This is a genomic window from Hassallia byssoidea VB512170, assembly GCF_000817785.2.
Taxonomy (GTDB): Bacteria; Cyanobacteriota; Cyanobacteriia; order Cyanobacteriales; family Nostocaceae; genus Hassallia; species Hassallia carrinoi.
In genome coordinates this window covers 1-21,937 of the sequence record NZ_JTCM02000009.1, presented here as the reverse complement: position 1 = coordinate 21,937, position 21,937 = coordinate 1, and the positions used below count along the sequence as shown (strand labels likewise).

Below are 21,937 nucleotides of genomic sequence, written 5' to 3'. Positions count from 1 at the left end.
AGGGGCACTCTTTAAGAGTGCCATGCAGAAATTAATACTAAAGTGCAGAGTCAAGAGTATAAATTGTCACTTTTCCCTTTTACCTCCCAACTCCTAACTCCTAACTCCTAACTCCTAACTCCTAACTCCTAACTCCTAACTCATAATCTCAGGATTTTATTTTCTCGCTTTATTAAATTGATCGTAGATCCAATTGCTGCTGAATTGCTTTTCGTTGTTTGTCGGTTATCCTTTGCTATAAACTCTTGACAAATTACTAAAATTTTGCATGAGCGGTAAACCGCTCACTACGAAGAAAGAGTAGATTTTATGTTAATTACGCCCATTTAGTTAATCTGGGGTGTCAATTTCACTCGGTAAAACCATAACTGGCTGTTGATATAAAGGTACTGTGAATGTGACGGTTGAACCAAGTCCTTCGCCTAAGCTGTAAAAATTGACTTCACCACCCATTGCTTCTACTAGCTTTTGAGATATTGCCAATCCTAAACCTGTACCACCATATTGGCGAGTACGGGAGCCATCGACTTGCGAGAATAATTGGAAGAGTTTGTCTTGTTTATCTAAAGAAACGCCAATACCGGTGTCTGCTACACGCACTCTGACCATACCAGGAAATTGCTGGTCTTGAAATACTACTTTTTTGCGAACTACGTCAGCGCTGAGAGTTATACCACCTTCATGAGTGAATTTTATGGCGTTGCCAACTAAATTGATGATTACTTGCTTGAGGCGTAGATAGTCACCGTAGACAATAATTTCATCGGAGGTATCGGGGGTTTGCATCTCGAAGCTGAGGTTTTTCTGTTCGGCTTGCATGTGCATGGAGTTTCCCACATCACTCAATAACTCGTCCATATTTACTGAACGCAGTTCGAGATCCATTTTGCCGGCTTCGATTTTGGCAAAGTCTAAGATGTCTTGGATGATATCGAGTAGGTGTAGAGATAATTTATGCGCTTCTAGCAAAAATTGGTTTTGTTCTTCAACATCATCTGCCATACCGTCCAAAATCAGCCGTTGAAAGCCGATCATCCCATTTAGGGGGGTGCGAATTTCGTGAGATACATTGGTGAGAAATTCGGTTTTCAGACGCGAGGCTTCTTCTGCTTTTTGACGCGCTGCTTCTAATTCTTTATATAATGTGGCGTGAGCGATCGCTGTTCCTAATTGATCTGCTACTTCTTTTGCCAAGTCTAATTCTAATGAAGTCAACTTGTTGCACTCTGAGCGCAAACTGACGGCAATTAAAGCATTCGGTTGGTCTTGATGGCAAGTCGCAACTACTAAAATTTTCTCTTGCCCAAACAGTATATGCTTGGGCTTATTTTCCACAATTGGTTCTAGGGTTGCTAAAGCTTGAGCAAATGCACCTTCAGTTGCTAAATCTATTTCTAAGCCTAGCATTGAGTCAAAATCTGGCTTGTGATACTCTGCTATTATCGATACCTTTGCGCTTTCTTTTTGGTATGGACAGATAATACAGCGCTCTAACCGCAGTGCTTTTCCTAAACTGTCAACTGTTTGTTGCCAAATAATATCTAAATCTAATGTCCGCCGGATGTTTCTGGTAATTTGACTTATCAGCTTTTGGTATTGATGCGAACTTAAAGCTAACTCTAACTCTGTTGGTTGTGGTGCTGGCAGATGTACTGCTTTTTTGTTGCTTTTTGTTTGTAGCAATCGTCCCATTACTAAAACTGTTGTCGCGGGTGTGCCTAAGGTCGGCATAATTGGGCTGATTACCAACTCCAACTCAAATAATTCCTGACGATAGCTAAACCAGCACTGACACCTTTCCGGTACCAAATTTTTCACAATTCGCCCTAAACGTTGCAAATAGGCAACCTTTTCCACCGGGGCGAAAATTTCATCCCGATTGAGATCGCCTATCATAGCTTCAGAATTTATCCCCAAGCGATCGCCTGCACTCCAATAAAATGTCAGGTAATCTCCTGTGGTGTCTTGGGTGTACACCAACTCCGATCCCAGAGTTGGTACTGAGTTATCAGCAATACTTGTAATCGATTTCAGATTCTTCGACAATAGATTCGTCAGTTGGGAGTTGGCAGTAATACTCATGACTTGAGCTAGATAAACAAACGAGACTCCGCAAGAGTTTAGCAAAAGCTGCTTAAAGTTTGGCATAAATTATTACAGCTGTGCCAGACTCGCAATGTTTTTTTCGCCAATCTGTTATCTTCGACAAAAAAATTTACATTTATTTACATAAATTCATCCTCTGTTTATAATTTATCAAAGGATAAGTCAATCATTCCATTCCCCGCGTGGTGGAACAGGTGTGCGGTAAGGAGTACGCGTCAGTTCATCATCTCTGGGAACTTCTCCGCGCAACCACTGGCGAATTGCCACCTCAATCACTTTACTGGGATCGTTGGTCAAATGTTGAATTTGCTCTACTAACTCAGAGTCAAGGTGGATAGCGATTTCTACCTTATCGGCTTGTCTATTATCCGCATCGGTAGCTTTTTGTTTGATATTCATAGCTTTGTATAAGGAGAAATTCATCTTGTCAAAGGCTTTCTGAAGAAGGCTGACACACAAGTAGTTGATTTGACAAGTCTTCGTTTCTTGGAGTTCCATTTTCGACTTCTACTGCCAAAGTAGCAGTTTAGTCGAATGAACTCACAATTTTCAGAGAATCCTGACAAAACAATAGCTCTAGAAATTTTCTGTTGTCAATCAGCAATTTCCGGGCGATCGCACGCTCGTGCGATCGCCCCGATCAAGTGTGTACTTTTTGCACTTCTTCATGTTTATTGTACGCCGATGGTTGTTCAATACCAGATTCTATAGATATAGACTTTCATATTTCATATTTCATTGGGAATTGGGCATTGGGAATTGGTAATGGGGCATGGGGCATGGGGCATGGGGCATGGGGACGCTTGGACGCTTGGACGCTTGGACTGGAAAAAGAATTATTACCCATTACCCATTACCCATTACCCATTACCCATTCCCCATTCCCCGTTCAGAAAGCATTACAATACATGAAGTAAATTGCATATCTTACTCGGTTGCCGCTTAATTAAAGAAGTATATGACTGACGTTCCCGCAGCTCGCATTCGCAATTTTTGTATTATTGCTCATATCGACCACGGGAAATCTACCCTTGCTGACCGCTTGCTGCAAACCACTGGTACGGTGGAACAGCGGCAGATGAAGGAACAGTTTCTCGACAACATGGATTTAGAACGGGAGCGCGGCATTACAATTAAGCTGCAAGCTGCCCGGATGAATTATAAGGCAAAAGACGGTCAGGAGTATATACTTAATTTAATCGATACTCCAGGACATGTGGATTTTTCGTATGAAGTATCGCGCAGTTTAGTTGCTTGTGAAGGCGCACTTTTGGTAGTTGACGCTTCCCAAGGTGTAGAAGCGCAAACTTTGGCGAATGTATATTTAGCACTAGAGCATAATCTAGAAATTATCCCAGTTTTGAATAAAATAGACTTGCCTGGGGCAGAACCAGACAGGGTAATTAGCGAAATTGAGGAAATTATCGGGCTAGATTGCAGTAATGCGATTCTTGCCTCTGCGAAAGAGGGAATTGGCATTGATGAAATTTTAGAGTCAATTGTGGAGCGTGTACCACCCCCACAGAATACGATAGATCAACCTTTAAGGGCGTTGATTTTTGATAGCTACTACGATAGCTACCGGGGAGTGATTGTTTATTTTCGGGTGATGGATGGCACACTGAAAAAAGGCGATCGCATTTATCTGATGGTGTCGGGTAAAGAATACGATATTGATGAATTAGGTGTACTTTCTCCCACTCAAAAGCAAGTTGATGAACTCCACGCTGGGGAAGTTGGTTATTTAGCCGCATCGATTAGAGCTGTAGCTGATGCACGGGTTGGTGATACAATTACCCTCAGTGCGAAAAAAGCTCCGGAACCTTTGCCTGGTTACACCGAAGCTAAACCGATGGTCTTTTGTGGGATGTTCCCCATCGATGCTGACCAATTTGAAGACTTGCGAGAAGCTTTAGAAAAGCTACGACTTAACGATGCCGCGCTACACTACGAACCAGAAACCTCTAGCGCAATGGGATTTGGCTTTCGTTGCGGGTTCTTGGGGTTGCTGCACATGGAAATTGTCCAGGAACGCTTGGAACGGGAATATAATCTAGATTTAATTATTACAGCGCCCTCAGTAGTTTACCGAGTAACGACAAATAAGGGTGAAGTGCTGTACATCGATAACCCCAGTCGTTTACCTGCGCCCAATGACCGCGAAAAGATAGAAGAACCTTACGTTCAGGTAGAAATGATTACGCCGGAAACGTATGTAGGTACTTTGATGGAGTTGTCGCAAAATCGGCGCGGTGTCTTCAAAGATATGAAGTATCTTACCAAAGGGCGAACTACACTGACTTACGAGATACCTTTGGCGGAAGTTGTCACCGACTTCTTTGACCAAATGAAATCGCGATCGCGTGGTTACGCAAGTATGGAATATCACATCATCGGTTATCGCGAAAATCCCTTGGTGAAGTTGGATATCATGATTAACGGCGATCCGGTTGATTCTTTGGCGATGATTGTCCACAGAGATAAAGCTTACGGTGTTGGGCGATCGATGGCTGAGAAACTGAAAGAATTGATTCCCCGGCATCAATTCAAAGTGCCAATTCAAGCATCTATCGGTAGTAAGGTTATCGCCAGCGAACATATTCCCGCGTTGCGGAAAGATGTGTTAGCCAAGTGTTACGGTGGTGACATCAGCCGGAAGAAGAAACTCTTGCAGAAGCAAGCAAAGGGTAAAAAGCGGATGAAGTCTTTGGGTACAGTTGATGTACCACAGGAAGCCTTTATGGCAGTGCTGCGCTTGGATCAAGATTAATATCGGTAGGGCATATGCCCTACCGGAAAGCGCGCACAGTGCCCCTGACTTCAGGCATGGGGGTATAGTGCGCTTGCGAATGAGCGTCGCTGTCCTAAAAATCATTGCTACGATTGTTAGATTAAGAGTAGAATATAGTCAGGAGGTGATGCATTTGTTTAACCTGACTTACGAATTTAAGTTAAAGCCAACTCAGAATCAAATAGCACTATTTGAAGAATGGTTAGAAACTCATAGGCGAGTTTATAACTATGCTTTGGCAGAGCGTAAGGATTGGTACAACTCTCGTAGTTGTCAGATAAACGTTTGCAGTCTTAACAAATGCTATATCATGCCCGCCGATGCACCACGCCCAACATTTGCTAGTCAATGCAAATCCTTGACAGTTGCACGCAAAGATTCGGAGCATTTAAATCGTGTCAACGCTCAGTCTTTGCAACAAACTTTGAGGCGACTAGAAAAGGCTTTTGTAAGTATGTGGGAGCAGAATCACGGGTTCCCAAGGTTTAAGAAGCCAGGTAGAATGAGGTCTTTTTCTTTTCCTCAATTAGGCAAAGATCCATTAAAAGAGGGTTGTATCAAGTTGCCTGTTATTGGGGCAGTTAAAATTCGCTCCTCACGCTCAATTCCAGACGGGGGAGTAATTAAGCAAGCCCGTGTGGTTAAGCGGGCTTCGGGTTGGTATGTGATGCTAACCCTGCAATGGGATGTATCCGTACCATCGCATGTGCCTCACGGTGAAGCGTTGGGCGTTGATGTTGGGTTAATAGATTTTGTTGCCATGTCAAACGGGCTGAATGTCAAACGTCCTAAGTTTCTTGCTTTACTTCAACGCAAGCTGAAATTGCTGCAACAACGAGTTAGTCGCAAAAAGTTAGGATCAAGTAATTGGCGTAAAGCTCAAATAAAAGTAGCGAGACTTCATGAACACATTGCTAATACGAGAAAGGACTTTCACTGGAAAATAGCACATCAAATATGCGACGGTGTTGGAATGGTATTTGTAGAAGATTTGAATTTAGTTGGACTATCTCGCTCTATACTAGGCAAGCACTGCTTAGATGCTGCATGGGGACAGTTCTTTCAAATACTTGAGCAATGCTGTTTTAAGCGTGGTGTCTATTTCCAAAAAGTTGATAGCAGAAAAACAAGTCAAATTTGCCCAAACTGCCAAACCCAAACAGGAAAGAAGGACTTGTCAGAACGTGTTCATGCTTGTACTTTTTGCGGCTATATCACAAATCGAGATGTGGCAGCAGCACAAGTAGTCTGTCAACGAGGACTTGCAGCCGTGGGATACACGGTCAAGATGCTTAGTGAGGGTAAATTTGTCGGAATCCCCGCGACCTAAGAATCCCCTCCATTTATGGATGGGGAGTATCAATTATTTGTTAGTTTGGGTGAGCCGCTCTGTTAAAATGGCGATCGCTTTCACATATTGAGCATCTTGCTGCGTAGCCGTATTTTTTTGCTTGGGTGTAGAGAGCGAAGTTGCAGGAACTTCCACTAGATAATCAGGCTTGATACCTTCGCGGTCAATGTTACGACCGGCTGGGGTTAAAAGAGTACCAATAGTAACTAGCAGGATCGATTTATCAGACAATTCCTCAGCTGAATGCACTCTTCCTCGACGAGAAGTAGGCGTTCCCACTAAAACTGCACGCTTGTTATCTTGAAGTGCGCCGGCTAAAAATTCGCTAGCACTGGCAGTACCGCCATTAACTAGTATTACTATCGGTTTATTGGTAAGCTTTGAATTATTTGCTTTGAATTCTTCTAAATTGCCTGTGCGATCGCGCAGAGAACCTACTCGTTCTTTATCTAAGAAAATACTGGCAATTTCCGTGCTAGCTTGAAGCCCACCACCGGGATTGTTACGTAAATCAAGTATAAACCCATCGGCATTTTTGCCCAATAACTCTTTAACAGCATCAAGCGTTTTCTGGGGCGCATCAGGTGTAAACTGATTTAAAGCAATATAACCAATAATTTTTCCCTTTTCCTGCTTGACCAAAGTTTGTACTGGTTGCACAGAAATAGCTTCACGCTTCAAGGGTACGTCAAAAGTTCTACCATCTCGGCGTACTGTTAAAATTAACTGAGTACCCGCTTCACCTCGAAGTAGCTTCATAGCTGCGTTATGGCTGAGATTTTTTGTAGGTACTTTATTAATAGCTTGAATTATATCTTGAGCCTGAAGACCCGCTCTTTCTGCTGGTGTGTTAGCTAAAGCAGTAACTACCTTAAGTTCTTTAGTTTTTTCATCGGTTTCTACCGAAAAATCTATCAAACCGACACCTATCGACTTCCCGCGAGATTCCATGTCTAGATTGGCAAACTGCTGAGAATCGAAAAAGCGGGTTTCCGGATCGTTCAGTTTCATCAGCATTGCCTGGATAGCGTTGTATGCTGCTTCTTTGCTAGTGTAATTTTTGTCCAAAAATTCACGCCTGGTTTCCAACCATTCAGGATTATTATTTGTAATATCTATAAATTTGCTATTAATTACTTGCCAAGCTTCATCCACAAGATGCTTTTGGCTGTTTTGAGAAGTGCAGCCAGAAATGCTAAAAGCAGCAGTGACTAAGCACAATTTGAAAAAATTTGCAACAAAGAAACGTATATTCACGATTTTAGGCTTTTGCACCCGGAAATTCTATCCTAATTTTTGAACTTCTGCACGGACGATATCGATTGATAGTCCCAACACCTCGGCTACTTGCTCAACACCTAACCCCATTTGCAGTAAACGAGGAATCGCATCAAGTCTCGCTTGTTGAGCTTGTTGAGCTTGTTGTTGAGCCTGTTGAGCTTGTTGTTGAGCCTGTTGAGCTTGTTCTTCTGGGGTTGGGTAGCGATTTCCTTGCTCATCATACCAAGATAAAACTTCGCGTTGAATGATTCCAGAAGGGTCAGGCGATCGCCCAATTCCTAAATTTATCTCTGGCATCCAACATGGTTCTTTTTTTTGCAATTCGTAAGAACCATCAATCAGCTTATAAACTTCAAATGGTTGATGGCGGTCTCTTTGCCAATATTCAGGATTATAAATGACGTAGTATAATACTCCCAAATTCGCATAAATCGCGGCTTTGGTGTCGTACTCTTCTCCTGGTGTCCAGGAAACCACCTCTAAAACAAGCGTCGGTGGTATGTCATTTTCTTCCCACACAACATAGCTTCTGCGAGATTTTCCTTGTTTGCGTCTTTCCACACCCAAACTCAAAAAACCATCGGGGACAATCGGGACTCTGGGATTCACTCCGGTGGTGTGGTAAACTCCCATATCGACAGCGAAAAACCAATCTTGCCGAGTTTTCCAAATCGCTTCTAGTAAAAACAGCAGAAAGTTGGGGATAAAATTCTGGTCTTCGTTATCCACAGGTGTATCATCGGAACAGGGAAGTTCGTCACCGCTGGGTAAATATTGTCGTAGGTTGGATGACATCATAAACAAATAGCACCATCCATGATTTTTTATTGTAGTAAGCGCTTAAGCGCTTAAAGCTTAACCAGCCAAATTCTACTTTACCAATTGTAATAAAGCTGACGAACCCAATGTAAAGGTTCTTCATGAGAAAGCCTAATTTTCGGTTCAAATCTTGGATAAAGATTTTCTAGCATTGCTACATCTTGGCGAATTATTTCTTCAGTAGCTTTAATAGTTGGTGGTTCAAGAATTGAGTTGAAAATACCAAAGGATTTTTCAGTAAATAGTGGGATAAATATCCTTGTTGTGTTTTTGTTTTGTGGATATATGGTAAATACTTGCACAAGTTTCCCCAACGGTGAATCACTATAAACAACCACAAGAGATGGAAAGTAATTTTCTAGGATTAATTCCACCTCATTGGGTGTAAATAGTAAAGCTATATTTTCTAGGTATTCTTGAAAAGTATTTTTTTCTCTAAAGTGTTTGATGGTAGAAACAGAAAAATAACCATCATCTTGAAAATCATCAACTTTTGTTTCTTTGATTCTAAAAAGTTCTCGATGAGTGCCTTTAGCGTGATTTACATCATGATTGATTTCTAATGCATCAATAAAAGGTGCTTTTATAGTTACATCTCCAGCCACACCGATAAACCGAAACTGAGTTGATAGCTTTTCCAGAATATCTGGAATGGTCAGCTTTGGTTCTTGATTGGCGTAAGTCCAGATAAAATCACCTTGCAAAAATAACTTAAGTTGTTTGGCGAGAGGTTTGGAAATTTTTTCATTTGGTAAAATTGCTCTACCTTCTGAGTCAAATTCTAATGCATGAAAAGGACAAGCTATTGTATTAGTTTCCGGGCAAATCCAACCATCAGAAAGCTTTGCACCCATGTGAGGGCAGATATTTTCTAAAGCGGAAATTTCACCTTTTTCATTTTTCCAGAGTACATAATCTTGACCACAAATAGTAAATAATTTAGGTTTATTTACTTTCAACATAGATTTGTGAGCAATTAACCAAGGGGCACCGGGTAATATCATTTTAGATTTGGGATTTTGCGAAAAGTTTGAGCGCCGGCGTCCGGCGATCAAAGCTTTTCAAGACGGATTTGGGATTTCACACAGGCGGATGAGCAGGATAATCAGGTTGTGCTTTAAAATGTTTTTCTAGTGCTGACATGACAGCTAAAACTACATCTTCATGCCAATGACGCGCTGCAATTTGCACACCAACGGGTAAACCGACACTCCCCTGTTCAACTTTGTAAGCTGTGCGCTCAATTATGCTTTTACTGGGTTCTCTGTCGCTTTCTTCTCCCTGACGCACGCAAGTAGCCGCAACTACACCGGCAGGCATTCCTAAGAGGTTGTAGAGATTTGTATAATTAGTATCATCGCTGAGGAAAAAGCCGCTATTATGTGTTAAAGCTGGTAAAGCTGTAGGCGGAGAGATAATGGTGTCGTATTGCTTGGCATTCATCGCGGTAAGAAATTGAGTGCAAAAGCGATCGCGTTCATGAATTACTTGCCAGTACTCAGTTACAGATAACTCACCAACCGCACCTAGACTATTTGCCATATCATCCAGCCCAAAAAATCCACTAATTGCAGCTACACTATTTAGTAATTTTTTTGGCGTTGCAGCTAGTTGATAATACTGTTTAATTCGCGGATGCCATTTACTTCTACCTACTTGCCTTTTAAGTGTGGCAAAACCATCAGCGGTGAGCAACTGGTTGTATAATTGCGAAGCTTTGAGTAAATCTGGTGGTGTCCATTCTTCAACTATTGCACCGCGCTTTTCTAACGCTTCGGCTGCTTCTCGCACTACCCGCCTAATTGCTGGGGAGGGGGTAATAATGCCATTTTCGGTGTAAAAAGCAATCCGTAATTTTTCTATTTGGATGTCTGCTTCGCACCAGGGAACGGGCGGAATATTAGTATCAAAAGCTTCCTGACCGGGTGCGGCAAGAATTTTCATTGCTAGGCTGAGGTCACAAACGCTACGCGCCATCACTCCCGGTTGGGCAATTATCGCTTGCTGTCCGGCAAACAATGGCGCATGACCAACTAAAGTTAGCCTTCTAGATGTAGGTTTGAAACCGTGAATTCCGCAGGCTTGCGCGGGTAAACGGACACTACCAGCAATGTCACTTCCCAACCCCAGCGGTGAACCACCAGCGGCGATGATAGCCGCCTCACCGCCACTACTACCCCCAGGAGCGCGTTCTCGGTTCCAAGGGTTGTTGGTGCGTCCGTATACCGGGTTGTCGGTTTCGTTCATCGAACACATATGCGGGACGTTGGTTTTACCTAGAATAATCGCCCCAGCTTGTCGCAAGCGTTCCACCATGACGGCGTTATGTGTAGCTTTGCTGCGAGCAAGTTCAGTAAGTCCCACAGTGGTGGGTGTGCCAACGACATCAAACGATTCTTTGATGGTGATGGGTACGCCGTGCAATAATCCGAGTTTATCTCCTTGTTGACGAGCTGCATCTTTTATTTTCGCCTCAGCGCGTGCTTGTTCAAATAAAGGTACGACTACAGCATTTAATTGCGGGTTTACCGCTTCGATGCGTTGAATGTGTGCTTCAACAACCTCGCTTGCGGAAAGTTCATTTTTGGCGATCGCTTGAGCGATTTCAGTAGCACTTAAATTGATAATCGCATTCATAAAAGTTAAAAATTTACTTTTATTTATTAGTATGGCGATCGCACTTCCTTACGTCTTGTATATTCATCCGATTTTTTGTACATTCTTGCTATATTTGCAAGATTTTTTAATCTTGAGTGTCGAAGTCCACTTTATCGTAAATATCTGCCAGGGAAATTTCAAAGGAAACAGAAGCTAAGGATATAGTTACATCAGCATCTTCATATTCAGTAAATATCCAGCGATTGTTATCTGTTTTGCTGTATTGTTCAACGTGCATTGTATACTGGTCAATTAGCAGATATTCTTGAAAGCTGGGAATTGTTCGATAAGCCGCAAATTTTTCATCCCGGTCATAGCTTTTGGTAGATTTTGAAAGTACCTCAGCAATCATTATCGGATTTGTCAAAGTGTCTTTTCTTCCTTCTTGAAATTGCAATTCACCTGCAACAACCATCACATCCGGATAAGTATTAATTTGCTTTTGAGGAATCCATAATCTTTGGTCTGTCACAAAAACCCGTAATGGTTGACGTTTCAGAGCAAAATTGAGCGCTGCATAGAAATTGCCAGCAATTTGGTTATGATTCGGTGTTCCACCTGTCATTGGGATAATTTGACCATTAATATATTCGTGCCGTTCTTCAGATTTTACCTCTATTTCTAGGTATTCTTCCGGTGAGTAGTAGCGTTCTGCAATAATCATGGAATTTAAACCCCCAAGGCTACAAATTATTAACTTAATATTTGTTTCGGTGTTATACCCAGCAACCTTTTAAAATGTCTATTAAGATGACTTTGGTTAGCGAAACCGACTTTGTAAGCAACTTCTGCAATACTCACATTACCTTGCAAAAGTAAATTTTTTGCCCGTTCCACCCGACAGCGAATTACATATTGATGCACGGAGATTCCCATTGATTGTTTGAATAAGTGAGAAAAGTAATGCGGACTCATCTGCACTAAAGCCGCCAATTCTGTTAAACTTAAATCATGGTCTAAATTTGCGTTGATGTAGTCAATTACTTTATGAAATTTATACTTTGACAAACCGTCTTTATATTCTTGCAAAATCGGTTTGCGTGTTGAATAATGTTGCATCAAGTGAACTGACAAAGCATTTATCATTGTCTCTGCATAAAGACGACTATTTGTAGGATTATTTTCTAACACACCTTTAAGTGCTAATCCAATTTGGTAAATTAGCGGATCGGGTGTGGCAAAGTGCGGTAATAATTCCAAATTTTTTGCATCTGCTGCTTCATCAATTGTACGAGCGAAAACATCAGGTTCTATACCGAGAATGATAAAATCGCCTTCATCTTCCCAAGCAGCACCTTGACCGATGTTGACCGGAGTAATAACTATATCACCTCCGACTACAGCGTCACGGTGAAAGCGTCCATCTAGTTTGCGATCGGCATGAATTATACGGTTTCCATGAGTAAAAATCGCGATAGAATGCCAACGAGGAGTAGAAACTTCCGGGACTTCATAAGCAGGTTGACACATATAGCCAAAAGATACCCCATGCCAATTAACATCTAAGCTAGTTAAAATTGGCGGACGTGGGTAAAGCTGCAATACCTCATATTCTTCAGTTAAGACTAAGGGCTTTTCTTTGGGCATAGGTTACACAAATGCCTATCTACCCAATAATATATCTTTATTTAATCAAAAACATATTTTTCAGCTACTTTCCAATAACGAGAGAAGCGCTTCAAGTCGATATAGCCGTCGTATTCAAAAAATGGTTCTACTTCAAAAATTTCCAAGTCCACATTTTTTTCAATTTCGTCACATATCATATCAAAACGCGGACTAACACTTTCTGCTGTGACAACTAAGTTAGTATTATTCTCTTTGGCAAAAGCTAAAACTTCTTGCACCACATCACCACGACGAATGACAACGGGTAATTCTAATAAGCATTCGTAAATAAAGGTAAGGCGTTTGAGGCTTAGTTGCCATTCTTTAATTAAAGCATCATCCCAAACCCAAATTGCGGGGGCGTCGGGGTATTGTTGTAGTGCGGGGTTTTGGGGACTGAGGCAGTCTCCATGTACCCAAATAATTGGTTTAGTCATTGGTTTTTAGATTTTGGATAACGAACCGCCAAGGGCGCCAAGGACGCCAAGATTTTTAACGGCGTTTTTTGCCTTTTTGCCAACTTTGGCTGTTAGCTTGTTTGTTAAATTCGGCTTTGGGAAAAAGCTTCTGTTCTATTTCTTCATAACTACCTTCAAAGTCACAATGACCGTAAAGGGGACATTTTTTGCAATAAATGCCTTCGGTGTAACGTTCTAAATTTTCGCGGTTGAAAAAATAAGCTTTGTGACTAAAGGTGCTGGCTACCCATTGCCATGACATATTATTGCTCGCAGGATCGCCATCTAATAAATGCTCTAAAAACCACTTTGCGCCGGTTTGCCAACGAATACGCCGCCAGTGGACAATATAAGCTGCCATCCACATGCGTGCATGGTTGTGCAAGTAGCCTGTTTCTCGTAAGTCACGGCTGAAGCTGTCGATGCAAACTCTGTCTGTGGTGCCTTGTGCGATGTCTTCTGGTAATTCAGGTGCGTAGTCTTTTGGGGTATAGCCTGTTTTATATTCTTCTTGGTCTTGCCAGATATTATCGCCTAGTTTGGCGTATAAACGCTGCCAGTAGTCGCGCCAGCCTAGTTCGTTAATTAGTTTAGTTGTTTCGTCTGGGTTTTGTACGCGCTCAACGACATAATCTCGAATTTCTCGCAGACTGAGAACGCCATAACGAATATAAGGCGAAAGTCGCGTTACTGCACCTGTGAAAAAGTTACGTGTTTTTGCGTAGCGTGCAGAATCTACTTTTTGCAACACTTTCTCGGCGGCTTTGCGTCCGCCGACAATTTCGCTGATATGATTATCTCGTTGTGCTGCGTCTGGGAATTGTTCGCGGAGGTAAGCTACCAACTCTTCGCGGTTGGTGAAGTCGCGCTGCATGTTATTAGTCATTTGTAAAGTATTTGACGACTTAAGTCGTAATTACACTCATTCTAATTATGGCGGATGAATGCAGGCGATCGCCCTCAACCATATGAGATAATTTTTTCATTCAAATACTGGGGGCCATATTTGAGAAATCGAAATTTCCCAACCAGGAAATAACTCTGGAATTGTTAGCTTATCTTCACCCGCCAACACTTCACCCTCACTATTTAAGCGATAAATTGTTAAAGTCAATTCATCTGGATTAATTAATATCCCAACTCGCGCCCCTAATTGCAAAAATAGTTTAATTTTATCTTCCAAGGGACGGATGCGGTCTGTTTTTGATTTAATTTCTACTACTAAATCTGGAACTAGTTGAGCAAAGTCGCGGATTGTGCGTTTCAATCTTTGGGCTGACACAAAGGAAACATCAGGTGCGCGTAATTCAGTGTTAGGCATAATAAACCCACCACTAGAATCAAATATACGTCCTAGTTTACGCGGCTTAACCCAGTTACCCAGCAGTCTGATAAACTCAGCCTTTATTTCACTCGATTCAATATCTGATGGACCCATAACGACAATGTTTCCCGATTGTAGTTCTAGTTGATAGTCGCAATGGTCTTCTTTGAGCTTTTCTTGCAGTCTTTCTAAATCCTGGATGGTGAGAGTCATGCAAATCTTAAGATTGTTCTGTGCCTATTTTAGCGTCGTTGCAATTGGGGTGCTAGAGAAGTAATATACACTATACAATAATGAATAAAGCTCGTATATCAACTATGGTTCAAGTTATCCAAGCACAAACCGTTAACATCATTGACTTAAAAGAAAAATTTGGTCTACAGCTAGCTGAGAGCGACGATTTTTTTACAGAGTGGTTTGATAATTTACCAGAAATTACTGAGTCAGAAAAGCAGGCTTTAGACCGAGTTAAAGCTAATTATCTTAGCTTAGTTGAGCGCCGCCCTATTTTGGAAGAATTGGTAAAACTGGTTGTGCTAGCTCCCTTGTTAGATTTAGCAGGATTTTATCGTCTTCCTTTTGATATTGAAACCGAAGAATCTATACAAATTGCTTTAGAAGATGAGGAAGAAATTATACGAGGTCGCATTGATGTGCTGGTTCTAAAACAACAATTGTGGTTGTTAACTATCGAATCTAAAAGGGCTGGATTTTCTCTAATAATGGGTATACCCCAAGTTCTAGCTTATATGTTGGCTAATCCTAACCCAGAAAAACCTGCTTTTGGTTTAGTAATGAATGGCAGTAATTTTATTTTTATTAAATTAACTAAGCAAGATGTACCAAAGTATGCTTTCTCTGATGAATTGACGCTGTTGAAGCGAGAAAATGAACTGTATAAAGTTCTTAGTATATTAAAAAATCTTGGTCAAATTTTGATTTAATAATTATGTCCGATCGCCCTATATATCTCGATTGTCACGCTACCACTCCTGTAGATGAAAGGGTACTAGCAGCAATGCTACCTTACTTCACTCAACACTTTGGAAATCCCTCTAGTATTAGTCATGTTTATGGTTGGGAAGCAGAAGCGGCTGTTAAACAAACGCGGTCAATTTTAGCTGAAGCAATTAATGCTACTCCGGAAGAAATTGTCTTTACCAGTGGTGCGACAGAAGCGAATAATTTAGCGATTAAAGGTGTGGCTGAAGCTTATTATCAAAAAGGGCAACATATTATTACTGTTGCAACCGAACATAGCGCAGTTATTGACCCTTGCAATTATCTAAAAAGTCTTGGTTTTGAAGTGACAATTCTGCCAGTTGAAAAAGACGGGATAATTAATTTAAATCAGTTAGAAAAAGCTTTACGCCCTGATACAATTTTAGTTTCGGTGATGGCTGCTAATAATGAAATTGGGGTGTTGCAACCGTTAGCAGAAATTGGCGAATTATGTCGCAGTCAGGAAATTATTTTTCACACCGATGCAGCACAAGCGATCGCCAAAATTCCCCTTGATGTGCAAGCGATGAAAATTGACTTGATGTCGCTAACTGCACACAAAGTATACGGTCCCAAGGGTATCGGTGCTATATATGTGCGTCGTCGCAATCCGAGAGTACAACTCGCAGCGCAACAACATGGTGGCGGACATGAACGGGGAATGCGTTCTGGTACACTATATACACCACAAATTGTCGGATTTGGCAAAGCTGTAGAAATCGCTTTGGAAGAACAAAAGATAGAATGCGATCGCTTGACACAATTAAGAGAAAGATTGTGGGAACAACTTTCGCAATTGCCAGGAATTCACCTCAACGGACATCCTACCCAACGACTAGCGGGAAATTTAAATATCAGCGTTGAAGGGGTAGATGGTGCTGCTTTGCTGCTAGGATTGCAACCTGTAATGGCTGTTTCTTCTGGATCTGCTTGTTCTTCAGTTACAACTGCACCTTCTCATGTTCTCACAGCGCTGGGACATTCGGAACAGTTAGCTTATGCATCGGTGCGGTTTGGAATTGGCAGGTTTAATACGCAAGAGGAGATTGACAAGGTAGCGGAATATTTTATTTCTACGGTGCAAAGTTTGCGTCAGCAGGCGACGTTTGTGTGAAACGAACCGCAGAGGCGCGGAGGACGCAGAGGAGAGAAGGAAGAGAGAGAAGTTACTTTTTGGTCTTCGTTGTCTGCTTGTGCTCAAATCTAATATGGATTTGAATTTATTCGTCCTCTTTTGACGCTCCTCAAATAATATCCTGTTGTTGGTCTGTTTTTCAAGTTGAATGTGTCACCGCTGTGGACTTTCCAGATTTTGTAGTTGGAGTAGGTTAGAGGAGTTTGCTTTTCGCAGACTTCAGGAGTGCGATCGCCTAATATAAAGTATGCTGGACCTTTACCCATAACTTTCGCTTTGCCGTTTTTCTCGACAACTACCGATGTATCTTCGCTAACTGCTATTCCCAAAGCACTTTTAGCTACACCATCTTTGATTTGACGGGCTATGAAAGCCATTATCCTACCCATTCGTTCGCGTCTGTCAAAGTGCGTGTCTACAATGGTTCCCCTCAGATTTGCCCAGGAAAAAAAGTTATAGGTGAAGTTTACATCTCGATAAGGATCTGCGAGTGCGTCTTCAGTTTCAACTCTGTTTGCACAAGCGTTGTAAACAAAATCACTTTGAATCATCGCTCCCGCACTAGTTCCCCCAATACCGCCTTTCCTTGCGTAAACAGACTTTACAGCAGTTTCCAGCTTGGTGTTTTTCCAGTTGCGAATGTATTTGCACTGGTCGCCACCTGCAAAGAAAATCACTTCGGCATTTTTAACTTTATTGACAATATCAGCGTTGTTTGCGTCTTTGCGGTTGGTAATGACGAAAGTCTGCACCGAGTCCACGCCTTTCATATCATAAATTGGCTGATTGTAGCTGTCATCTCCAGAAGCGCGGAGGACAACTACATCAACCTTGGTGGTGCAATTAGTACATCCCCTGACTCGGTTAATCATCCACTGGATAGCTTCATCCACATCCGAACCACCTCCACCCAAATCAAAGACAGGACCTTGCAAAGGAGGATTGACATTGGCAGCGTTGCCCTTTAAATTGGGCGTTACCTTCGCTTCAACAGGCAATATTAAGGCGATCGCTATTATCCAAACCAGCTTGAGCGCAATTTTAAACAATGTATAGGAATTGGGAATTGGGAATTGGGAATGGGTAATTGGGAATGGGTAATTGGTAATAGGTAATAGTGAATTGGGAATTGGACATATCAAGAAGGGAAAGGGAAAAATTTTTATTCCATTACCCATTACCCATTACCCATTACCCATTACCCATTACCCATTACCCATTACCCATTACCCATTCCCCATTACCATACAACGTGCGATCGCTCTTTGACTGTCCGCTGATATACATCTTCTGTTTGCTTGCCTATTTTAGACCAGCTAAAGCGTCTTTCTAAATCCTCATAAGCATTATCAACTAACCATTGCCGATAACCTGGATTTTTCAACACTTCTAATATTCCCCAAGCTAGAGAATCTGGATTGTTAACCCAGGTCACAATACCTGTTTTCGTGTGTTGCACTACTTCCGGAAATCCGCCTGTATCAGAAACGACTACGGGAACGCGAGAGGCAAAGCTTTCTAAGGCAACAATACCAAAGGGTTCGTAGAGACTGGGAAAAACGGCACAGTCAGCGATAGTTTGAAATTTATCTAAGTATTCATCGGACATAAAGCCGGTAAAATAGCACTTGTGGGCAATTCCCAAATCCCAAGCTTGACGTTTAAGATGGTCGGTATTGCCACCACCAATAATCACAAACTTGACGTAACCACCCATTTCTGCAAGTATCTTTGGTGCTGCATTTAGCAATCCGGAAACGTTTTTTTCATAAGTCATGCGACCGACGTAATAAACGATTTTTTCACCATCTTCGGCAAATTGACGGCGAAAATCGTGGGCATGAAAATCTTGATGGTGTTGTTTCTTTTCTGGTCTAATACCGTTGTAGATAACATCGATTTTATCCCAAGGACTGTGAAGCGCTCGTTCAACTTCTCGCCGCATGTAGTCGGTACAAACGATAATCCGCCAAGCGTTAAAAGCAAGTAGGTTTTCTTTGCCACTAATATAATGTTGAGTATCAGTGTGAATACCGTTATAGCGTCCGAATTCGGTCGCGTGGACTGTAGCAATTAACGGCACTTTAAAGGTATTCTTGAGAGCGATCGCAGCATCGCCCACTAACCAATCATGAGCATGGATAATATCAAACGGACCATCTTCCAGCATCAACTTACCGCCGTGATCCCCCATGCTGTCATTTAAGTTTACTATCCAGTGGAAAAAGTCGTGACCACCAGCCACCGGCACGCGATGCACATGCACTCCATCGACTATCTCATACATCGGTGCATGACCAAACTCCGCCGTAATCAGGTGGACTTCATGCCCTAACTTGACTATTTCCGGGTACAACTCTGCCACATGACGCGCAATTCCTCCGACGATGCGAGGTGGAAACTCCCAACTTAGTACTAATATCTTCATCAATTAAACTCCCCGATTCTTTACAAATATCCAAAAATATAACTAGGGAGTGGGGAGTGGGGAGTGGGGAATGGGGAGAGGGGGGGATGGGGAGAGGGGGGGATGGGGAGAGGGGGGGATGGGGAGAAAGAATTATTCTCCTTGTCTCCTTGTCTCCTTGTCTCCTTGTCTCCTTGTCTCCTTGTCTCCCTTGTCTCCCTTGTCCCCCTGCCCCCACTCCCCCACTCCCCACTCCCTACTCCCCACTCCCCACTCCTTGACGAAAGGCTAACCAAGCAGCTTTTGCTTCCTCTTTTGAGGTGGCGGATTTTTGAAGTAGGATAACACCATCTTCAAAGCCAATGATGCCATATTCAAGGTTAGTGGTCAGACGGTCAATGAGTTGGATAAGTTCTTGCAAAGCAGCGCGATCGCTTTTGAAAGCGGGTGCATATTGCTGTAATTGCCACAGATCGGCGATCGCATAATCTACCTTTATCACCTCCCGCGCATCATTTCTTAACTCTAGTTGTGGTAAGCGGAGAATTTCCCGACGGCTGGAAAGATGCGGTACAAGATAAGTAGTAGCAGACACGCTAGCATCTCTTGGAATTTGCGCTAATAATGAACGAAATTGTCCTACATGATGCCATTGTTGGGGTAGCGATACATGTACCCAAGGCTTTACTGCATCAGGAATCAGAAAATAAAAAGTCCGATTTGGGTTGGATGTAAAGCTAAAAAACAAAGAAAGACAAATGCAACCTACCCAAAAGCGACGAAATGAAGGTTTAAAGGCTTTCGGATGCTGCGACCACCAGATAATTGCCCCGTAAAATAATCCAGGAACTACCGTCATCGCATAGCGAATCGTAATCGCTAAAACCGAATCTCCTTTACCTAAAAATAATTTTAGCAGGGGAAAACCAGCGATCGCCCAAGATGCCGGCGCAACAGCAGGCACAAATGCCAAAGGCAACCATTGACCGAGTAAATACTTAATTGTTCTATCTACTGGTGTAATAAGTTCTACTAACAATCGAATTGGGTTGCTAACGATCCCCCAAATAATTTGCATTGTAGAAGCTTCATCTCCATCTGCATATTGCCCAAACCGCTCCATCATAAACCGCTGGGAAATATCTTGAGAAAACAGCGGCATAATCAGATTAGTCAGAACCAGCATATACCCAAAACTGAGCGTACAGACAGCAAGTCCAGCGCGAGGAAAGCGTTTACTTAAAATCATGTAAATCCCAACGCCAAACAATTCTATACCGCTATCTTCCCGCACAGCCAAAATTAACACTGCTAGCACCCAAAATAGCCGCCACCAGCGCTTTTCCATTGCTAGCAGCAACCCAAAGACAAACAGAGGAATTTGACAAATGTCATGAAAGTTGCATAAAGTTGGACCAATCACAGCATTTGCAGCGTAATAGCTAGCAGTTATCATTACTGCTAATGGTGGTTCAAGATATTGTCGCGCCAATAAATACAATACCAAACCAGCAGCAGCAATCAGCGTCACTTGGATAACCGTTAAAGTTGCTGGTGAGGGAAACAACGCATATATAGGTAGCCAAAGTAACAGCGCTGGTGTAAAGTGTTGACCCAGCCGATGGTAATAAACAGTCGGGACTTCTCCACCATGAACGACATTCGTTGAAAGACTTGAAGACAGAGAACTTTGAAAAAAGCGTCCGTGGATGCCATTCCAAAAAACTTGGTTAAAAATGCCTTGATCGAATGAGGCGTAAAAACTGTAATATCGATGCAGCGTAAATATTAGACAAAGAACAAAGAATATGACAGCCACTGGCAAGACTAGGCGTAAACTATTGCCTATGCTCATCTTCAGCTTTTCGATTTTATGCAACAACAACATCACTCACTCACGCTGATTTTGGCAAACGGGGGAAATATTTATTGTAGAACGTGAATACCTCACTTCAGCTGCGATAATCGTAAAGGCACGGAGTCTGTTAGTTAAACATTGCCTAACTTAAAATTTGTGTCAAATCCAATACAAATCCCGGCAGAACATCTTCACCTGATAAGCTAGCAGGAGATTGCAAAATTTCCACATCTTGTCCTGGACGGTAAATTTCTACCCGTTGGTTTTGAGGGTCGATAAGCCAACCCAAACGCACACCGCAGTTAATATACTCCTGCATTTTTTGTCGTAACGTCTGTAAAGTATCACTAGCAGAGCGTAATTCTACGGCAAAATCAGGCGCAAGTGGCATAAATCGTGCCGGATTTGGGTTGAGAGTTTCGATTCGCGATCGTTTAACCCAGGATGCATCCGGAGAACGGTTTGCACCATTAGGAAGTTTAAAACCTGTTGACGAGTCAAAAGCCAATCCTGTACCATCAGCATCTGCCCATAGCTCTAGGCGAGCTGATAGTTTAATATTTCGATTCCCACTTTCCCAGCCTGTTGGCGGCATAATAATTAATTCTCCAAGAGCGGTGCGCTCAAAGCGCAAATCTCGATTATTCTGGCATAGTTGGAAGAATTGCTCATCTGTTAGCTCAATGACAGGATGTAAGTTAACGATTAGGGCAGTCATAGTTGCTTTTTGAAGAATGCTAACTGTAGCCTAGCACTAAGGAATTGGGAATTTTTCCGGGAGTGATGAGTTGGTGGCAACGATTGTATGGTTGGTTCCTTACTTTCAGGACTTACGCAATCCGATGTCGTAAGTAGCGGTAATTCATGAATTACCGCTACGGGATAATAGGCTTTGGCTATTATTTTTGCGTAAGTCCTAACTTTATCAAAGCGCGATCGCCTACACTTTTATAGCTTTATTCTTGCCAAAACAAGTTATAATGCGCGTGCCCAAACTAAGTACAGCATTTCATTAATTCGTAGCAAATTAAATTTCACAATCAGAGTGCAATGCCAATGCATCCCGATGCAATGCCAATGCATCCCGATGCAATGCCAATGCATCCCGATGCAATGCCAATGCATCCCGATACAATGCC

21 protein-coding genes are annotated in these 21,937 nt (G+C 42.2%); 5 read left to right on the top strand and 16 right to left on the bottom strand.

What is annotated here, in order from left to right; translation table 11 throughout:
* Window positions 1–330: 330 nt before the first annotated feature.
* Together PI95_RS06735 and PI95_RS06730 are read right to left on the bottom strand one after the other, a co-directional pair.
* The gene (locus tag PI95_RS06735) at window positions 331–2,082 is read right to left on the bottom strand and encodes a sensor histidine kinase (protein WP_039738310.1); all 1,752 of its coding nucleotides are present in this window, start codon (window positions 2,080–2,082) and stop codon (window positions 331–333) included.
* Between the two features lie 186 nt (window positions 2,083–2,268).
* Window positions 2,269–2,505 carry a hypothetical protein gene (locus PI95_RS06730; RefSeq protein ID WP_039738309.1) on the bottom strand — a complete coding sequence of 79 codons (237 nt, stop codon included), beginning with the start codon at window positions 2,503–2,505 and terminating at the stop codon, window positions 2,269–2,271.
* 191 nt (window positions 2,506–2,696) lie between these two features.
* Here PI95_RS06730 and PI95_RS06725 point away from each other — a divergent pair, with 191 nt between their 5' ends.
* The 3 genes from PI95_RS06725 (at window position 2,697) to PI95_RS06715 (ending at window position 6,227) form a co-directional block, all read left to right on the top strand.
* On the top strand, window positions 2,697–3,023 hold the full coding sequence (locus PI95_RS06725) for a hypothetical protein (RefSeq protein ID WP_163518663.1): 327 nt from the start codon (window positions 2,697–2,699) through the stop codon (window positions 3,021–3,023).
* A gap of 41 nt (window positions 3,024–3,064) precedes the next feature.
* Window positions 3,065–4,876, top strand: coding sequence for a translation elongation factor 4 (gene lepA / locus PI95_RS06720; protein WP_039737768.1), 1,812 nt, complete (start codon window positions 3,065–3,067; stop codon window positions 4,874–4,876).
* A gap of 79 nt (window positions 4,877–4,955) precedes the next feature.
* On the top strand, window positions 4,956–6,227 hold the full coding sequence (locus PI95_RS06715; RefSeq protein WP_444881574.1) for an RNA-guided endonuclease InsQ/TnpB family protein: 1,272 nt from the start codon (window positions 4,956–4,958) through the stop codon (window positions 6,225–6,227).
* Window positions 6,228–6,260: 33 nt separating this feature from the next.
* Here PI95_RS06715 and PI95_RS06710 read toward each other — a convergent pair whose 3' ends face one another.
* The 9 genes from PI95_RS06710 to PI95_RS06670 all read right to left on the bottom strand — a co-directional run bounded on the left by PI95_RS06710 (window position 6,261) and on the right by PI95_RS06670 (window position 14,609).
* Window positions 6,261–7,505, bottom strand: a complete 1,245-nt coding sequence (locus PI95_RS06710) for a S41 family peptidase (RefSeq protein WP_063842295.1) — start codon at window positions 7,503–7,505, stop codon at window positions 6,261–6,263.
* Between the two features lie 27 nt (window positions 7,506–7,532).
* Window positions 7,533–8,327 carry a Uma2 family endonuclease gene (locus PI95_RS06705; protein WP_039737767.1) on the bottom strand — a complete coding sequence of 265 codons (795 nt, stop codon included), beginning with the start codon at window positions 8,325–8,327 and terminating at the stop codon, window positions 7,533–7,535.
* 77 nt (window positions 8,328–8,404) lie between these two features.
* Window positions 8,405–9,352, bottom strand: coding sequence for a Rieske 2Fe-2S domain-containing protein (locus PI95_RS06700; protein WP_039737766.1), 948 nt, complete (start codon window positions 9,350–9,352; stop codon window positions 8,405–8,407).
* 76 nt (window positions 9,353–9,428) lie between these two features.
* Complete coding sequence (locus PI95_RS06695; protein ID WP_039737765.1) at window positions 9,429–10,985, bottom strand: amidase; 1,557 nt, start codon at window positions 10,983–10,985, stop codon at window positions 9,429–9,431.
* A gap of 106 nt (window positions 10,986–11,091) precedes the next feature.
* Complete coding sequence (locus tag PI95_RS06690; RefSeq protein WP_039737764.1) at window positions 11,092–11,670, bottom strand: Uma2 family endonuclease; 579 nt, start codon at window positions 11,668–11,670, stop codon at window positions 11,092–11,094.
* 29 nt (window positions 11,671–11,699) lie between these two features.
* Window positions 11,700–12,593, bottom strand: coding sequence for a helix-turn-helix domain-containing protein (locus PI95_RS06685; protein WP_039737763.1), 894 nt, complete (start codon window positions 12,591–12,593; stop codon window positions 11,700–11,702).
* A gap of 41 nt (window positions 12,594–12,634) precedes the next feature.
* Window positions 12,635–13,051 carry a DNA polymerase gene (locus PI95_RS06680; RefSeq protein WP_039737762.1) on the bottom strand — a complete coding sequence of 139 codons (417 nt, stop codon included), beginning with the start codon at window positions 13,049–13,051 and terminating at the stop codon, window positions 12,635–12,637.
* 55 nt (window positions 13,052–13,106) lie between these two features.
* On the bottom strand, window positions 13,107–13,958 hold the full coding sequence (locus tag PI95_RS06675; protein ID WP_039737761.1) for an FAD-binding domain-containing protein: 852 nt from the start codon (window positions 13,956–13,958) through the stop codon (window positions 13,107–13,109).
* A gap of 96 nt (window positions 13,959–14,054) precedes the next feature.
* Window positions 14,055–14,609, bottom strand: a complete 555-nt coding sequence (locus PI95_RS06670) for a Uma2 family endonuclease (RefSeq protein ID WP_039737760.1) — start codon at window positions 14,607–14,609, stop codon at window positions 14,055–14,057.
* A 104-nt stretch (window positions 14,610–14,713) separates the two neighbouring features.
* Between PI95_RS06670 and PI95_RS06665 the strand changes: the two genes are divergently transcribed.
* On the top strand, window positions 14,714–15,340 hold the full coding sequence (locus PI95_RS06665) for a hypothetical protein (RefSeq protein WP_039737759.1): 627 nt from the start codon (window positions 14,714–14,716) through the stop codon (window positions 15,338–15,340).
* A 5-nt stretch (window positions 15,341–15,345) separates the two neighbouring features.
* A complete protein-coding gene (locus PI95_RS06660) occupies window positions 15,346–16,512 on the top strand; it encodes a cysteine desulfurase family protein (RefSeq protein ID WP_039737758.1) in 1,167 nt (388 codons plus the stop codon).
* An 89-nt stretch (window positions 16,513–16,601) separates the two neighbouring features.
* Here the strand turns inward: PI95_RS06660 and PI95_RS06655 are convergent, their stop codons facing one another.
* From PI95_RS06655 to PI95_RS06635, 5 genes are all read right to left on the bottom strand, one after another.
* Window positions 16,602–17,711 carry a cyanophycinase gene (locus tag PI95_RS06655; RefSeq protein ID WP_236116958.1) on the bottom strand — a complete coding sequence of 370 codons (1,110 nt, stop codon included), beginning with the start codon at window positions 17,709–17,711 and terminating at the stop codon, window positions 16,602–16,604.
* A 62-nt stretch (window positions 17,712–17,773) separates the two neighbouring features.
* Window positions 17,774–18,961, bottom strand: a complete 1,188-nt coding sequence (locus PI95_RS06650; protein WP_039737757.1) for a glycosyltransferase family 4 protein — start codon at window positions 18,959–18,961, stop codon at window positions 17,774–17,776.
* The gene (locus tag PI95_RS06645; RefSeq protein ID WP_163518669.1) at window positions 18,858–19,193 is read right to left on the bottom strand and encodes a hypothetical protein; all 336 of its coding nucleotides are present in this window, start codon (window positions 19,191–19,193) and stop codon (window positions 18,858–18,860) included. The genes PI95_RS06650 and PI95_RS06645 overlap by 104 nt, the downstream gene beginning before the upstream one ends.
* 3 nt (window positions 19,194–19,196) lie before the next feature.
* On the bottom strand, window positions 19,197–20,795 hold the full coding sequence (locus PI95_RS06640) for a DUF2079 domain-containing protein (protein ID WP_163518668.1): 1,599 nt from the start codon (window positions 20,793–20,795) through the stop codon (window positions 19,197–19,199).
* 145 nt (window positions 20,796–20,940) lie between these two features.
* The gene (locus PI95_RS06635; RefSeq protein WP_039737755.1) at window positions 20,941–21,516 is read right to left on the bottom strand and encodes a Uma2 family endonuclease; all 576 of its coding nucleotides are present in this window, start codon (window positions 21,514–21,516) and stop codon (window positions 20,941–20,943) included.
* Between the last annotated feature and the right edge of the window lie 421 nt (window positions 21,517–21,937).

Bases quoted from the DNA above. Each gene is read 5' to 3' on its own strand.
- PI95_RS06665 (WP_039737759.1), top strand. From the start codon at position 14,714: ATGGTTCAAGTTATCCAAGCACAAACCGTTAACATCATTGACTTAAAA.
- PI95_RS06675 (WP_039737761.1), bottom strand. From the start codon at position 13,958: ATGACTAATAACATGCAGCGCGACTTCACCAACCGCGAAGAGTTGGTA.
- PI95_RS06670 (WP_039737760.1), bottom strand. From the start codon at position 14,609: ATGACTCTCACCATCCAGGATTTAGAAAGACTGCAAGAAAAGCTCAAA.
- lepA (WP_039737768.1), top strand. From the start codon at position 3,065: ATGACTGACGTTCCCGCAGCTCGCATTCGCAATTTTTGTATTATTGCT.
- PI95_RS06715 (WP_444881574.1), top strand. From the start codon at position 4,956: ATGAGCGTCGCTGTCCTAAAAATCATTGCTACGATTGTTAGATTAAGA.
- PI95_RS06635 (WP_039737755.1), bottom strand. From the start codon at position 21,516: ATGACTGCCCTAATCGTTAACTTACATCCTGTCATTGAGCTAACAGAT.
- PI95_RS06700 (WP_039737766.1), bottom strand. From the start codon at position 9,352: ATGATATTACCCGGTGCCCCTTGGTTAATTGCTCACAAATCTATGTTG.
- PI95_RS06680 (WP_039737762.1), bottom strand. From the start codon at position 13,051: ATGACTAAACCAATTATTTGGGTACATGGAGACTGCCTCAGTCCCCAA.
- PI95_RS06705 (WP_039737767.1), bottom strand. From the start codon at position 8,327: ATGATGTCATCCAACCTACGACAATATTTACCCAGCGGTGACGAACTT.
- PI95_RS06685 (WP_039737763.1), bottom strand. From the start codon at position 12,593: ATGCCCAAAGAAAAGCCCTTAGTCTTAACTGAAGAATATGAGGTATTG.
- PI95_RS06730 (WP_039738309.1), bottom strand. From the start codon at position 2,505: ATGAATATCAAACAAAAAGCTACCGATGCGGATAATAGACAAGCCGAT.
- PI95_RS06660 (WP_039737758.1), top strand. From the start codon at position 15,346: ATGTCCGATCGCCCTATATATCTCGATTGTCACGCTACCACTCCTGTA.
- PI95_RS06695 (WP_039737765.1), bottom strand. From the start codon at position 10,985: ATGAATGCGATTATCAATTTAAGTGCTACTGAAATCGCTCAAGCGATC.
- PI95_RS06640 (WP_163518668.1), bottom strand. From the start codon at position 20,795: ATGAGCATAGGCAATAGTTTACGCCTAGTCTTGCCAGTGGCTGTCATA.
- PI95_RS06650 (WP_039737757.1), bottom strand. From the start codon at position 18,961: ATGAAGATATTAGTACTAAGTTGGGAGTTTCCACCTCGCATCGTCGGA.
- PI95_RS06655 (WP_236116958.1), bottom strand. From the start codon at position 17,711: ATGGGTAATGGAATAAAAATTTTTCCCTTTCCCTTCTTGATATGTCCA.
- PI95_RS06690 (WP_039737764.1), bottom strand. From the start codon at position 11,670: ATGATTATTGCAGAACGCTACTACTCACCGGAAGAATACCTAGAAATA.
- PI95_RS06735 (WP_039738310.1), bottom strand. From the start codon at position 2,082: ATGAGTATTACTGCCAACTCCCAACTGACGAATCTATTGTCGAAGAAT.